Origin of the sequence: Salinarimonas rosea DSM 21201 (assembly GCF_000429045.1) — a bacterium.
Classification (GTDB): domain Bacteria; phylum Pseudomonadota; class Alphaproteobacteria; order Rhizobiales; family Beijerinckiaceae; genus Salinarimonas; species Salinarimonas rosea.
On record NZ_AUBC01000042.1, the window covers coordinates 1 to 14,018 of the forward strand.

Below are 14,018 nucleotides of genomic sequence, written 5' to 3' on the forward strand. Positions count from 1 at the left end.
AGTCCAGACACAAAACGATCTCCGACCACTATCGGGACGAGAGCTTCGCTCATCAGCTCACGGCGAGGAAGGTGGGATGGAGACAGCGCTTACGACGAGCCCGTTCATGACGGGGTAGTTGGCGCGGCAGATCAGCGTCGTACCCTGGCGCTCCTGCGTCACCAGCGCCACGCCGACGAGGGCGCGCAGGTGATGCGAGAGCGTCGAGGCGGGTATGCGGATGCGCTCCTGCAGCGCGCCGACGGTGAGACCGCCGTCGCCCGCCCGCACGAGCGCGCGGTAGATCGAGAGCCGCGTGGGGTTGCCGAGCGCCTCGAGGCGCTTGGCGATGCTGAGCGTCGTGTCCATGAGGGGATCATGCAGATGCCGGGAGGCCGTGTCAACGGTATTTCCAGAAATATCGAATGATTGGTCGCGACCGCGGCGCCGTGGTCCGCCGTCGCTCGCCGGACCCGCCGCGAGGGCGGCGCCCACGGATGCGCGTCGTGATGCGCCCGCGGACGCCGCGGAGCCTCACGCGCCGGGAGGCGGCGGCAGGAACTCCACCTCGTGGCGCGCCGAGAGCGCCACCACCGCGCCGGGCTCCTGCTCGGGCAGATTGTGGATGCCCCAGAACAGGTCGTAGAGCTTCCGGGTGGGCGTCACCCAGAAGAGGCACTTCACCGTCTGGTCGGTCTTGTTGAAGATGCCGTGCGGCATGCCCTTGGGCATGCGGATCAGGTCGCCCGCCTGCGCCACCACCTCCTCGCCGCCGAGCATCAGGTCGAAGCGGCCCTCGAGCATGTAGATGTACTCGTCCTGCGTCGGGTGGATGTGCGGCGGCACGAACGTGCCGACGGGGAACGTCGCGTGCCAGGAGAAGCACTGCTCGGTGACGTTCTTGGGCACGTAGGTCTGGCCGAGGATGTTCAGGCGCACGCCCTCGAACCCCTCGCCGCCGGGCGTGATGCCGGCGATCTCTTCGGTACGCATGGTCTCGGGTCCTCTCTCGCTCATCGTTCTCGTCCGTCAGACGTGCAGGAACCGATCCTTCACGCTGGCATCCGCCTTCAGCTCGCCGCTCGTCCCCACCCAGGCGACGCGGCCCTTCTCGACCACGACGTGCCGGTCCGCCAGCGGGATCAGCGCATCGACGTTCTTGTCGATCACGAGGATCGCCTGCCCCTCCGCCTTGAGGCTGGCGAGGCAGCTCCAGATCTCGGCGCGGATGAGGGGCGCGAGCCCCTCCGTCGCCTCGTCGAGGACGACGAGCTTGGGGTTCGTCATCAAGGCACGCCCGATCGCGAGCATCTGCTGCTCGCCGCCCGACAGCTGCGAGCCGAGATTGCGGCGCCGCTCGCGGAGGCGGGGGAAGAGCGCCCAGACGCGCTGGAGCGTCCAGCGCGGGGTGCCGAAACGCGTCGCGGCGGTCGCGATCAGGTTCTCCTCGACGGTGAGCGTCGGGAAGATCTGCCGGCCCTCGGGGACGAGGCCGATGCCGCACTGCGCGACCTTGTAGGACGCGAGCCCGCGAATCGGCCGGCCCTCGAAGGCGATCTCGCCGGCCTTGGGGCGCACGAGGCCGAGGATCGAGTTGACGGTGGTCGTCTTGCCCATGCCGTTGCGGCCGAGCAGCGTCACGACCTCCCCCTCGCCGACGTCGAAGGAGATGTCGAACAGGACCTGGGCCGGGCCGTAGCTCGATTCGAGATGGCGCACGCTGAGCATCAGGCGGCCTCCTCGCCCAGGTAGGCCTCGCGCACGGCGGCGTCGGCGCGGACGACCTCGGGCGCGCCGGTGGCGATGACGCGGCCGTAGACGAGGACGCTCACCCGGTCGGCCAGCGCGAACACGGCCTCCATGTCGTGCTCGATCAGCACGATCGTGTAGCGGTTCTTGAGGCCCTGGAGCGTCTCGACGACCCGCTCGGATTCCTCGCGGCCGGTCCCGGCGAGAGGCTCGTCGAGGAGCAGCAGCTTGGGGCGGGTGGCGAGCGCGATGGCGAGCTCGAGCTGGCGCTTCTCCCCGTGGGAGAGCTGGCCGGCGACGATATCGGCGCGGGCCGTCAGGCCGACGGTGGCGAGCGCCTCCATCGCCTCGTCGTCGAGCGCGCGCTCGCGCGACGGGTCGCCGAAGAAGCGGAAGGACGAGCCCGAGCGGGCCTGCACGGCGGTGGCCACGTTCTCGCGGGCGCTGAAGCCCGGCAGGATCGAGGTGATCTGGAAGGAGCGGGCGAGCCCGGCGCGCACCCGCTCGTGCATCGGCGCGTGCGTGACGTCCTGCCCGTCGAACAGGATCGCGCCCGAATCGGAGGGGGCGAGGCCGGAGATCTGGTGGATCAGGGTGGTCTTGCCCGCCCCGTTGGGGCCGATGACGGCGTGCAGCTCGCCGGCCTCGACGGACAGCGAGACGTCGTCCGTGACGGCGAGCGCGCCGTAGTTCTTGCGCAGGTTCCGCAGCTCGAGGATCACGCTCATTTCGCCCTCCTGAAGAAGCCGAGGATTCCGCCGCGCGCGAACAGCGCGACGAGGACGAGGAGCGGGCCGAAGATCAGCTTCCAGTCCTGCGTGATGCGCGCGAGGATCTCCTCGAGGAAGAGGAAGGACATCGCGCCCACGATGGCGCCGGTGAGCGTGCCCATGCCGCCGAGCACCACCATGATGATCAGCTCGCCCGAGCGCTGCCAGGAGATGAAGGCGGGGGAGACGAACTCGAGCTGGTTCGCCAGCAGGAAGCCCGCGAGGCCGGCGATCATGCCGGCGATGACGTAGGCGGCGAGCTGGTAGCGGTAGGGGTCGTAGCCGATCGCCTGCATGCGCACGGCGTTCTCCTTCGTGCCGCGCAGCACGCGCCCGAAGCGCGAGCCGACGATGGCCCGCAGGAGTGCGTAGACGCCGACGAGGCAGGCCAGCACGAGGTAGTAGAAGACCGTGTCGTTCTCGAGCACGTCCGTGCCCAGCACCGTGCTGCGCGAGGGCAGGGTCAGCCCGTCGTCGCCGCCGTAGGGCGCGAGCGAGGTCGTGAGGAAGTAGACCATCTGCCCGAAGGCGAGCGTGATCATGATGAAGTAGACGCCCTTGGTGCGCAGCGAGATCGCGCCCGTCACGAAGGCGAAGAGCGCGCTCGCCACGAGCGTGACGAGGAGCTGGACGAAGATGTCCGGCACCGCGTGCGCCATCAGGATGCCGACGGCGTAGCAGCCGATGCCGACGAAGGCGGCGTGGCCGAAGGAGACGAGCGCGCCGTAGCCGAGGATCAGGTCGAGCGAGAGCGCGGCGATGGCGAAGATCATCGCGCGGATGACGAGCGAGAGCAGGTACCCCTCCGCGCCGACCTGCGCGATGGCGGGGGCGACCGCGAAGAAGGCGAACAGCGCGAGCGCCAGCGCCTCGCGGCGCCACAGCGGCGGGCGCGGCGCGGCGGAGGCGGCCGGCGCGTCGGCGGGCGTCGTCGCCGTCGCGGGCGCCTTCGCGGCGGGGGAGGCTGTGTCGAGCATCGCGGCGCCCCCTCAGCGCTTGACCGGGAACAGGCCGGCGGGGCGGAAGAACAGCACCGCGGCCATGAGGATGTAGATCAGCATCGGCGCCACCGCGCGCCCGATGGTCGAGGCCGCGCCGGGCTCGAGGAAGAGGCGCAGCACGTCGCCGGCGAAGGTGCGCCCGAGCGTGTCCACGAGGCCGATGATCAGGGCGGCGAGGAAGGCGCCGCGGATCGAGCCGATGCCGCCGATGACGATGACGACGAAGGCGAGGATGAGGAGGTTGTCGCCCATCCCCGGCTCGACCGACAGGATCGGCGCCACCATCGCGCCCGCGAAGCCCGCGAGCATGGCGCCGAAGCCAAAGACGATCATGAACAGCCGCCGGATGTCGACGCCCAGCGCCGCGACCATCTTGGCGTTGGTCGCGCCGGCGCGCACCAGCATGCCCGCACGGGTGTAGTTCACCAGCACGTAGAGCAGTGCCGCCACCGCGAGCCCCGCGCCGATGATGGCGAGGCGATAGACCGGGTAGAAGAAGCCCTCGAACAGGACGATGGAGCCCTGGAGGAAGTCCGGCACCGGGACGAAGAGCGGCGAGGAGCCCCAGATCACCTTCACGCCCTGGTTCAGGAACAGGATGATGCCGAAGGTCGCGAGCACCTGCTCGAGATGATCCTTGTCGTAGAGGTGCCGGAAGACGAGCGCCTCGAGCAGGAGCCCGAAGGCCAGCGCCGTGGGCAGCGCGAGCAGCAGGCCGAGCCCGAAATTGCCGGTCCAGGTGGTGAAGGCGAAGGCGAAATACGCCCCGATCATGTACTGCACGCCGTGGGCGAGGTTGATGAAGTCCATCACCCCGAACACGAGCGTGAGCCCCGCCGCGATCAGGAACAGGATGATCCCGAACTGCAGGCCGTTCAGCGTCTGGACCAGGATGAGCGTGGTGTACATGGCGCGATGCGTCCCTCGCGTCTCTCCCTCCCTGCAGGGGAGGGGACGGCCGCGGAGCGGCCAGGGGTGGGGTCCGTGGTGGCCTCGTTTCGGCTTCGCCGAACGCGCCGGTCGGCGCGCCCCATCCGTCCCGGCGCTGTCGCGCCGAGCCACCTTCCCCTACAGGGAAGGAGGCGGGGGTCGCGTCCCTCCGCGGCCCCCGCCGAGCGGTCGTCAGCCGCCCATCTTGCACTCGGAGGCGTAGACGTCGCCGTAGTCGTCGAAGACCTGCTCGACGATCTGCGTCTGGAACATGCCGTCGTCGCGCTTGGCGACCTCGACCAGGTAGAAGTCCTGGATCGGGTACTGGTTGTCGTTGAAGGCGAAGTCGCCGCGCAGGGACTGGAAGTCCGCCGCCTTGATCGCCTCCAGCAACGCCGCCTGATCGCCGACGCCGCCGGCCGCCTCCACCGCCGAATCGAGCAGCATCGCGGTGTCGTAGGCCTGCATGGCGTAGGAGCCCGGGACCTTGCCGTACTTCGCGATGTAGGCGTCGACGAACTCGGCGTTGCCGGGGGTGTCCATGTCGGGCGCCCAGGTCATCGCGCCGAACATGCCGAGCGCGGCGTCCTGCTGGGCGGGCAGGGTGCTCTCGTCCACGGTGAAGGCCGAGAGGAAGGGGATGCGGTCCTTCATGCCGGCCTGGTTGTACTGGCGCACGAGGTTCACGCCCATGCCGCCCGGCATGAAGGTGAACACCGCGTCGGGCTGCATCGCCGCGATGCGCGCGAGCTCGGCGGAGAAGTCGAGCTGGCCGAGCTGCGTGTAGACCTCGTCGACGATCTCGCCCTCGAAGTGCCGCTTGAAGCCCGCCGCCGAATCGCGTCCGGCCTGGTAGTTCGGCACCATGATGAAGACGCGCTCGTAGCCGCGGTCCTGCGCGACACGGCCCATCACCTCGTGGACCTGGTCGTTCTGGTAGGAGGTGACGAAGAAGTTCGGGTTGCACTCCGCGCCGGCGTAGGAAGACGGCCCGGCATTGGGGCTGATCAGGATCCTGCCGGCGTCCATCACCGGCTTGTGGATCGCCTGGAGGATGTTCGAGAAGATCGGCCCGACGACGACATCGACGTCCTCGCGCTCGATCAGGCCGTTGACGCGGGTGAGCGCCACGTCGGGCTTCTGCTCGTCGTCGGCGACGACGACCTCGACCGGCACGCCGCCGAGCTCGCCGCCGAGCTGCTCGATCGCGAGCTGGAAGCCGTCGCGGGCCTGCTCGCCGAGCGAGGCGGCGGGGCCCGAGAGCGTGACGATGACGCCGACCTTCATCGGGTCCGCGTCCTGCGCATGCGTCAGCGCGGTCGTGGCGAGGAGCCCGAGCGCCGCGAGGCCGAGATGCTTGGAAATGCGCGTCATGAAAGCTGTACTCCCGTTTCTGGCTGTTCCCCGCGCGATTTGCCGCGCTCGTTGATGCCGCAAGGGCACTCTACGCGACGGGACGCTCCCGCAAAGCGCCTTTTCCGGCACCTCCGTCGCGCTCGCCGTCAGGCCCGCCCGAACCCCGCTTGACGCGGCCCTCGTTCCGGCCTGATATTTGAAGCTTAAAACAAGCCGCGCGCAAACCACAAGAGCCCGGACGCATCTTCGCGAGGGGCGGGACGAGGAGGGAGCGCCATGGACACCGCACCGCGCCATCGGACGGCACCGCAGAGGGCGCCTCTGCAGGCGCCTCTCGGACGGCTCGCCGGACGCCACGCGCTCGTCACGGGCGGCGGCCGCGGGATCGGGCTCGCCATCGCCCGCGCGCTCGCCGAGGCGGGCGCGGAGGTCACCGTGCTGGGGCGCGACATGGCCGCGCTCGAGCGCGCGATCGCCGCCGGCGCGGCACGCCACGCGGTGACCGCGGACGTGACGATCGAGGAGGCGGTCGTGCACGCGCTGGGCGAGGCGGCGGAGCGCGCGGGGCCGATCGACCTGATGATCTGCAACGCCGGCGCCGCCGAGACCGCGCCCTTCCACGCGACCTCGAACGCGATGCTCCAGCGCATGCTCGACATGAACTTCACGAGCGTCGTCTACGCCGCCCGGGCGGTGCTGCCGGGGATGGTCGAGCGCGGGTTCGGGCGGGTCGTGGCGGTGGCCTCCACCGCGGCGCTCAAGGGCTACCCCTACGTCTCGGCCTACGTCGCCGCCAAGCACGCGACGCTCGGGCTCGTGCGCGCCCTGGCGCTGGAGACGGCCTGCAAGGGCGTGACGGTCAATGCGGTCTGCCCCGGCTTCACCGACACGGACATCGTCGCGCAGAGCGTCGAGCGGATCGTCGCCAAGACCGGCCGGACACCGGAGGAGGCGCTCGGCGAGCTGACGCGGCACAACCCGCAGCGGCGCCTCGTGCGCCCCGAGGAGGTCGCCGACGCCGTCGCCTGGCTGTGCGGGGACGCCGCCGCCTCGGTCACCGGCCAGGCGATCGCGGTGGCCGGGGGCGAGGTGTGATGCACGAGCGCGTTTCCGCCGACCGTGGCGCGATCGACCCCGTTCCGCTGGACCACGAGGCCAAGGCGCTCGAGGCGCCCGCCGAGCATGCGGCGGAGCTGCGGCTGTGGCTGCGCCTGCTGACGCTCACGACCATGATCGAGGGCGAGGTGCGCCGGCGCCTGCGCGAGCGCTTCGACGTGACCCTGCCGCGCTTCGACCTCATGGCGCAGCTCGTGCGCGCGCCCGACGGCATGACCCTGTCGGACGTCTCGAAGCGCATGATGGTCTCGAACGGCAACGTCACCGGCCTCGTCGAGCGGCTGGTCGAGAGCGGCCACGTCGACCGCCGGGTCTCCGAGACCGACCGGCGCGCGCAGGTGATCCGCCTCACCGAGGAGGGCCGCGCCGCGTTCCGCGCCATGGCGGTGGAGCACGAGGCCTGGATCGCCGAGATGCTCGGCGGCCTCGACGCCGGCGAGAGCGAGGCGCTGATGGGCCTGCTCGGCACGGTGAAGGCCTCGACGCGGGCGGCCATCGACGCGAATGCGCGCCCGCGCACCGACAGGAACGCCGCTACGGGAGGCCCGCGATGAACCCCGCCAACGCCGTCACGATTCCGGTCTCGTCCTACGCGCCGGCGCATTTCCGGCTCGACGTGGCCGGCGGTGTCGCCACCGTGACGCTGAACCGGCCGGAGAGGAAGAACCCGCTCACCTTCGAGAGCTACCGCGAGCTGACGGACCTCTTCGCCGCGCTCAAGAAGGACGAGAGCGTCCACGCGGTGGTGATCGCGGGCGCGGGCGGGAATTTCTCGTCCGGCGGCGACGTGTTCGAGATCATCGAGCCGCTGACCAAAATGGGCACCAAGGAGCTCACCGCCTTCACGCGGATGACGGGCGAGCTCGTGCGTGAGATCCGCGCCTGCCCGCAGCCGGTGATCGCCGCCGTCGAGGGGATCTGCGCGGGCGCGGGCGCGATCATCGCCATGGCGAGCGACATCCGCCTCGCGGCGCCGGGCGCCAAGGTCGCCTTCCTGTTCAACAAGGTCGGGCTCGCCGGCTGCGACATGGGAGCCTGCGCGATCCTGCCCCGGATCATCGGCCAGGGCCGCGCCTCCGAGCTGCTCTACACCGGCCGCTTCATGCGCGCCGAGGAGGGCGAGCGCTGGGGCTTCTTCTCGCGGGTGGTCGAGGGCGCGGTGCTGGAGGAGGCCCGCGCGCTCGCCGCCGAGATCGCCTCCGGCCCCACCTACGCCAACACGATGACGAAGCGCATGCTCGCCATGGAATGGGCGATGTCGGTGGAGGAGGCGATCGAGGCCGAGGCGGTGGCGCAGGCCTTGTGCATGACCACCAACGACTTCCGCCGGGCCTTCGAGGCGTTCGCCGAGAAGCGCAAGCCCGTCTTCGGCGGCGACTGAGGAGGCCGCGCCGATGCCCGACGAGAGCTTTCTCCGCTGGCCGTTCTTCGAGGACCGGCACCGCGACTTCGCGAGCCGGCTGAAGGACTTCGCCGCCGATCTCGACGTCTCTCACGACGACGTCGACGCGGCCTGCCGCACGCTGGTGCGCCGCCTCGGCGAGGCCGGCTGGCTGCGCGCCGTCGCGCCCGCGGCCTACGGCGGCGAGGGCGACGGCTACGACGTGCGCACCCTCTGCCTCGCCCGCGAGACGCTCGCCTACCGGGACGGGCTCGCGGACTTCGCCTTCGCCATGCAGGGGCTCGGCACCGGGCCGGTGACGCTGTTCGGGTCGGACGATCTCAAGCGGCGCATCCTGCCCGGCGTGGTCGCCGGCGCGCGCATCGCCGCCTTCGCGCTCTCCGAGCCGGAGGCCGGCTCGGACGTGGCGGCGCTCGCCACGACGGCGCGGATCGACGGCGGCGAGGCGATCCTCGACGGCGAGAAGACCTGGATCTCGAACGGCGGCATCGCCGACCACTACGTCGTCTTCGCCCGCACCGGCGAGGCGCCCGGGGCGCGGGGCCTCTCGGCGTTCCTGGTCGAGGCGGACAACCCCGGGCTCCGGGTGGAGGAGCGCATCGACGTGATCGCGCCCCATCCCCTCGCGCGCCTGCGCTTCGAGGGATGCCGCGTGCCGCTCGCGCACCGCATCGGGGAGCCCGGCGCCGGCTTCAAGGTGGCGATGGCGACCCTCGACGTCTTCCGCTCGACGGTGGGCGCCGCGGCGCTCGGGTTCGCCCGCCGGGCGCTCGACGAGGCGCTGGAGCGGGCGCGCACGCGCCATCTGTTCGGCGCGCCGATGGGCGAGCTGCCGCTGACGCAGGCGGCGCTCGCCGAGATGGCGACGGACGTCGACGCCTCCGCGCTCCTCGTCTACCGCGCCGCCTGGACGAAGGACATGGGCGCGCCGCGCGTCACCCGCGAGGCGGCGATGGCGAAGATGGTCGCGACCGAGAGCGCCCAGACCGTCATCGACAAGGCGGTGCAGATCTTCGGCGGCCTCGGCGTCGCGAAGGGCGTGCCGGTCGAGGCGCTGTACCGCGAGATCCGCGCCCTGCGGATCTACGAGGGTGCGACCGAGGTCCAGAAGATCGTCATCGCCCGCGAGACGCTGAAGGGGGCGGGGGGATGATGCACGCCGCGCTTCGCTGTCGTCCCGGATCGGCTTCGCCGTCCGGGATGACAGCTCCGTCATTTTTCCATTCCGAAGCCCGGAGACGCGCATGACCCCCAGCGCTCATCAGGACACGTTCGCGCGCGACAACCTCCCGCCCCGGGAGACATGGCCGGAGCTCGTCTTCTCCCGCCCGGAGCTGCAATACCCGGAGCGCCTCAACTGCGCCGACGCCTTCCTCGAAGTCCACGTCCGCGAGGGGCGGGGCGGGCGCTCGTGCATCGTCTCCCCGACCGAGAGCCTCACCTATGCCGAGCTCCAGGACCGGGTGAACCGCATCGCCAACGTGCTGACGAAGGAGCTCGGCCTGGTTCCGGGCGGGCGCGTGCTGCTGCGCTCGGCGAACAACCCGATGATGGTCGCGTGCTACCTGGCGGTGCTCAAGGCCGGCGGCATCGTCGTCGCGACCATGCCGCTGCTGCGCGCCCGCGAGATCGCCTATCCGGTGGAGAAGGCGCGGATCGCGCTCGCGCTGTGCGACGCGCGCCTCGCCGACGAGATGCGCAAGGCCGAGCCGCTCTGCGACAGCCTCGAGCGGGTCGTCTACTGGGGCACGCACGACGATCTCGGGCTCGAGACGCTCATGGAGAACGCCTCGCCGGAGTTCGAGGCGGTGGACACCGCCGCCGACGACGTCTGCCTCATCGGCTTCACCTCGGGCACGACGGGCGAGCCCAAGGGCACGATGCATTTCCACCGCGACATGCTCGCGATCTGCGACGCCTACGGCAAGAACGTGCTGCGCGCGGAGCCGGACGACCGCTTCATCGGCTCGCCGCCGCTCGCCTTCACCTTCGGGCTCGGCGGCATCGTGCTGTTTCCGCTGCGCATCGGCGCGTCGACCGTGCTGCTGGAGAAGGCCGGGCCGAACGAGCTGCTGCCGGCCATCCACGAGCACCGCGCCAGCGTCGTCTTCACCGCGCCTACCGCCTATCGCGCCATGCTGCCGCGGCTGCCCGAGTTCGACGTCTCCTGCCTGAGGAAGTGCGTCTCGGCCGGCGAGCCGCTGCCGAAGGCGACGTTCGAGGCCTGGCACGAGGCGACGGGGCTCGCGCTGATGGACGGCATCGGCGCCACCGAGATGCTGCACATCTTCATCGCCTCCCCCGAGGAGGAGATTCGCCCCGGTGCCACCGGGCGGCCGGTGCCCGGCTACGAGGCCAAGGTGATCGATTCGGACGGCCTCGAGCTGCCGCCGGGCAGCGTCGGGCGCCTCGCGGTGCGGGGGCCGACCGGCTGCCGCTACCTCGCCGACGAGCGCCAGACGAAATACGTCGAGCGCGGCTGGAACATCACCGGCGACACCTACCTGATGGATGAGGACGGCTACTTCTGGTACCAGGCCCGCTCCGACGACATGATCGTCTCGTCCGGCTACAACATCGCCGGTCCGGAGGTCGAGGCGGCGCTGCTCACCCATCCGATCGTCGCCGAATGCGGCGTCGTCGGTGCGCCCGACGAGGAGCGCGGCATGATCGTGCGCGCCTATGTCGTCCTGCGCGAGGGGGAGAGTGCCGATGCCGCGACGGCCAAGCTCCTGCAGGAGCACGTGAAGCGCGAGATCGCCCCCTACAAGTACCCGCGCTCGATCGTGTTCGTCGACGCGCTGCCGAAGACGCAGACCGGCAAGCTGCAGCGCTTCGCCCTGCGCCGGCAGGCGAGCGAGGAGGCGGCCCGGTGAATGCACGCCTCGCACCGCCCGCCCGCGACAGCCTTCCGGCCGGCGTCCACCTCGCGCCGGTGAAGATCCGCTTCGCCCATTGCGACCCGGCGGGGATCGTCTACTTCGCCCGCTGGTTCGACATGATCAACGGCGTGATCGAGGACTTCTTCGCGGCCGCGCTCGGTCTCGACTACCACGTCCTGATCCGCGACCGGCGGGTCGGGCTCGGCTACGGGCAGGCGCACGCGGACTACCTGAAGCCGGGCCTGATGGGCGACATCGTGGACTTCGCGGTCCTGGTCGAGCGGATCGGCGGCGCCTCGTTCGGGCTGCTGGTGCCCGGGTATCGCGGGAGCGAGCCCGTGATCGCGGCCCGCCTCGTCGTCGTCACGACGGACCTGGACGCCCACAGGGCGATGCGCCTGCCCGACGACCTGCGCGCGGCGCTGGCCGCCTACGAGGAGAGAAGCCGATGACCGGGCTGCGCGAACGGCTGATGGGGGAGGGCGGGGAGAGCGCGGGGCCGCGCGTGCTGCAGCCGCCGGGCTGGCCACTCCCCAAGGGCTATTCCAACGGCATGGCGGCGCGCGGCACGCTCGTCGTCACCGGCGGCGTGGTCGGCTGGGACGTGGAGGGCCGCTTCCCGGAGGGGTTCGTCGCGCAGACGCGCCTCGCGCTCGAGAACATCGTCGCGATTCTCGCCGAGGGCGGCGCCGGCCCGCGCGATCTCGTGCGCCTGACCTGGTACGTCACCGATATCGACGCCTACCTCGCCTGCCAGCGCGAGCTCGGGCGGGCCTATCGCGAGGTGATCGGCGCACACTTCCCGGCCATGGCGCTCGTGCAGGTAGTCCGCCTCGTCGAGCCGGACGCCCTCGTGGAGATCGAGGCGACGGCGGTCGTTCCCGCCTGATCGCGGGCGCGCGTCATTTGACACGGGCGTTCGCCGGGCTCACGCTTCCACCCCAATGGCGCGCATCCCCCCGTAGTCGCGCCCGAGGATCTGCACGTGCGTATCGTCGTCATCGGCGCCGGCGTCGTCGGACTGGCCTGCGCCCGTGCGCTCGTCCATGACGGGCACGCGGTGCGGGTGGTCGAGCGCGCGCTCGCGGGCGACCGCACGTCGTTCGGCAATGCGGGCGGGCTCGCCGTGAGCGAGATCGCGCCGGCCTCGGCGCCCGGCCTCTGGAAGAATGTGCCGCGCTGGCTGGTCGATCCGCTCGGGCCGCTGTCGATCCGCCCCGGCCACGCGCTGCGGCTCCTGCCCTGGCTGCGCCGCTTCCTGGCGAGCGGGACACCCGCCGAGATCGCCCGCATCAGCGCGGCAAACGCGGCGCTCAACCGCCGCGTCTACGACGACATCCTCCCGCTCCTCGCCGACGTCGGGCTCTCGGGCGACCTGCGCCGCGACGGCGCGTTGACGCTCTACGAGAGCGAGGAGGGTTTCGAGGCCGAGCGCACGGACTGGGAGCGGCGGGCCGCGCACGGCTTTCCCCACGAGGTGCTGAGCCGGGAGGAGGCCCGCGCCATGGAGCCGGCGCTCTCGCCGCGCATCGCGCGCGCGGTGTTCGATCCCGCCTGGGGCATCGTCGCCGACCCGCGCCGGATCGTCGAGGGGCTGGAAGCCTGGCTGCGCGCGAAGGAGGTCGCGTTCCACGAGGCCGAGGCGGTGGCGATCGAGCCGAAGCTCGACCGTGTTTCGGTCGCGCTCGGCGACGGCACCACGGGAGACGCCGACCTCGTCGTCGTCGCTGCGGGCGCCTGGTCGGCGCGCCTCGCCGCGAGCGTGGGGGACCCGGTGCTGCTCGAATCCGAGCGGGGCTACAACGTCACGATCCCCCGGCCGAACATCGCGCTCGCGCGACAGCTCGTCTTCGCCGAGCGCAAGTTCGTCGCGACGCCGCTCGCGCCGGGCCTGCGCATCGGCGGGGCCGCGGAGTTCGCCGGCCTCGACGCGCCGGCCCGCCTCGACCGGGCGGACGCGCTGGCGCGCCTCGCCCGCGTCTACCTGCGGGACCTGGACACCCGCGGCGGCACGCGCTGGATGGGCCAGCGCCCCTCGACCCCCGACGGGCTGCCGGTGATCGGCTGGTCGCCCGGCAAGGGACGGGTGATCTACGCCTTCGGCCACGGCCACCTCGGCCTCACCCAGGCGGCGACGACGGGACGTCTCGTCGCAGGGCTCCTGACGGGGGACACCGCCGGCGTCGACATGACGCCCTACGCGATCTCCCGCTTCGCACGGTAGGCGCTGCGGCCGACCTGTCGATGGTCGCGAGGCAGCGGTTCGAATACTGACCAAATACTTATGGATGGTCCGGAAAGCTTCACTTTAGAGCCATTCTCAACTGGATTCAGCCTCTTTTCAGCGATTCTAAGCTTCGTCACAGCGCTTGACGACTTGGCCGCGATCGTTATTCATGCCGCCCGTCGCTGCCGCGGCGCCTGGCGCGCCGCGACGGCCCGCCAGATCGACATCCGGGCGCTCCGACCGCTCGGCTACGGGAGAGACGATCGCCATGACCCACTTCCTGCCCGCACGCCGCACCCTTCTCCTCGGAACAGCGCTCGCCGCCGGCCTCGTGGGCCTGCCGGCCCTCGCCGTCGCGCAGAGCGGCGAGCTGAACCTCTACTCCTCGCGCCACTACGACACCGACGAGGCGCTCTACGCGGACTTCACCGAGCAGACCGGCATCACCATCAACCGCATCGAGGCGGGCGCCGACGAGCTGATCGAGCGCATGATCTCCGAGGGCGCCAACTCCCCGGCCGACGTGCTGCTCACGGTCGACGCCGGCCGCCTCGAGCGCGCTCAGCAGGCGGGCCTGTTCCAGGCGGTCGACTCCGAGGTGCTCGA

Annotated in this window: 16 protein-coding genes; 9 read left to right on the forward strand and 7 right to left on the reverse strand. The window is 71.1% G+C overall.

From position 1 onward, the window contains the following. Window positions 1-57: 57 nt before the first annotated feature. The 7 genes from G407_RS0120755 to G407_RS0120785 all read right to left on the reverse strand — a co-directional run bounded on the left by G407_RS0120755 (window position 58) and on the right by G407_RS0120785 (window position 5,803). A complete protein-coding gene (locus G407_RS0120755) occupies window positions 58-348 on the reverse strand; it encodes an ArsR/SmtB family transcription factor (protein ID WP_029032358.1) in 291 nt (96 codons plus the stop codon). A 165-nt stretch (window positions 349-513) separates the two neighbouring features. Then, entirely contained in the window at window positions 514-972 is a 459-nt protein-coding gene (locus G407_RS0120760; RefSeq protein ID WP_029032359.1) for a cupin domain-containing protein, read from the reverse strand. 36 nt (window positions 973-1,008) lie between these two features. Then, on the reverse strand, window positions 1,009-1,707 hold the full coding sequence (locus tag G407_RS0120765) for an ABC transporter ATP-binding protein (RefSeq protein ID WP_029032360.1): 699 nt from the start codon (window positions 1,705-1,707) through the stop codon (window positions 1,009-1,011). Beyond that, window positions 1,707-2,456: an ABC transporter ATP-binding protein gene (locus tag G407_RS0120770; protein WP_029032361.1), complete on the reverse strand. Its 750-nt coding sequence runs from the start codon at window positions 2,454-2,456 to the stop codon at window positions 1,707-1,709. Before G407_RS0120770 ends, G407_RS0120765 begins: the two co-directional genes overlap by 1 nt. Next, window positions 2,453-3,475, reverse strand: coding sequence for a branched-chain amino acid ABC transporter permease (locus tag G407_RS29110; protein ID WP_084327694.1), 1,023 nt, complete (start codon window positions 3,473-3,475; stop codon window positions 2,453-2,455). Before G407_RS29110 ends, G407_RS0120770 begins: the two co-directional genes overlap by 4 nt. A gap of 12 nt (window positions 3,476-3,487) precedes the next feature. Next, entirely contained in the window at window positions 3,488-4,408 is a 921-nt protein-coding gene (locus tag G407_RS0120780) for a branched-chain amino acid ABC transporter permease (protein ID WP_029032362.1), read from the reverse strand. A gap of 213 nt (window positions 4,409-4,621) precedes the next feature. Continuing rightward, window positions 4,622-5,803: an ABC transporter substrate-binding protein gene (locus G407_RS0120785; RefSeq protein WP_029032363.1), complete on the reverse strand. Its 1,182-nt coding sequence runs from the start codon at window positions 5,801-5,803 to the stop codon at window positions 4,622-4,624. Between the two features lie 258 nt (window positions 5,804-6,061). Between G407_RS0120785 and G407_RS0120790 the strand changes: the two genes are divergently transcribed. From G407_RS0120790 to G407_RS0120830, 9 genes are all read left to right on the forward strand, one after another. Then, window positions 6,062-6,880, forward strand: a complete 819-nt coding sequence (locus G407_RS0120790) for an SDR family NAD(P)-dependent oxidoreductase (RefSeq protein WP_052341692.1) — start codon at window positions 6,062-6,064, stop codon at window positions 6,878-6,880. After that, window positions 6,880-7,455 carry a MarR family winged helix-turn-helix transcriptional regulator gene (locus G407_RS29115; protein WP_052341693.1) on the forward strand — a complete coding sequence of 192 codons (576 nt, stop codon included), beginning with the start codon at window positions 6,880-6,882 and terminating at the stop codon, window positions 7,453-7,455. The genes G407_RS0120790 and G407_RS29115 overlap by 1 nt, the downstream gene beginning before the upstream one ends. Then, window positions 7,452-8,282, forward strand: a complete 831-nt coding sequence (locus G407_RS0120800) for an enoyl-CoA hydratase family protein (protein ID WP_029032365.1) — start codon at window positions 7,452-7,454, stop codon at window positions 8,280-8,282. Before G407_RS29115 ends, G407_RS0120800 begins: the two co-directional genes overlap by 4 nt. A gap of 13 nt (window positions 8,283-8,295) precedes the next feature. Then, a complete protein-coding gene (locus tag G407_RS0120805; protein ID WP_029032366.1) occupies window positions 8,296-9,456 on the forward strand; it encodes an acyl-CoA dehydrogenase family protein in 1,161 nt (386 codons plus the stop codon). A gap of 91 nt (window positions 9,457-9,547) precedes the next feature. After that, entirely contained in the window at window positions 9,548-11,179 is a 1,632-nt protein-coding gene (locus tag G407_RS0120810) for a benzoate-CoA ligase family protein (RefSeq protein WP_052341694.1), read from the forward strand. Further along, a complete protein-coding gene (locus G407_RS0120815) occupies window positions 11,176-11,637 on the forward strand; it encodes an acyl-CoA thioesterase (protein WP_052341695.1) in 462 nt (153 codons plus the stop codon). Before G407_RS0120810 ends, G407_RS0120815 begins: the two co-directional genes overlap by 4 nt. Beyond that, complete coding sequence (locus G407_RS0120820) at window positions 11,634-12,074, forward strand: RidA family protein (protein ID WP_052341696.1); 441 nt, start codon at window positions 11,634-11,636, stop codon at window positions 12,072-12,074. The genes G407_RS0120815 and G407_RS0120820 overlap by 4 nt, the downstream gene beginning before the upstream one ends. A 96-nt stretch (window positions 12,075-12,170) precedes the next feature. Continuing rightward, on the forward strand, window positions 12,171-13,409 hold the full coding sequence (locus G407_RS0120825) for an NAD(P)/FAD-dependent oxidoreductase (protein WP_029032370.1): 1,239 nt from the start codon (window positions 12,171-12,173) through the stop codon (window positions 13,407-13,409). Between the two features lie 271 nt (window positions 13,410-13,680). Then, window positions 13,681-14,018: substrate-binding domain-containing protein (locus G407_RS0120830; protein ID WP_029032371.1), on the forward strand; the 338-nt coding region annotated here is incomplete at its 3' end.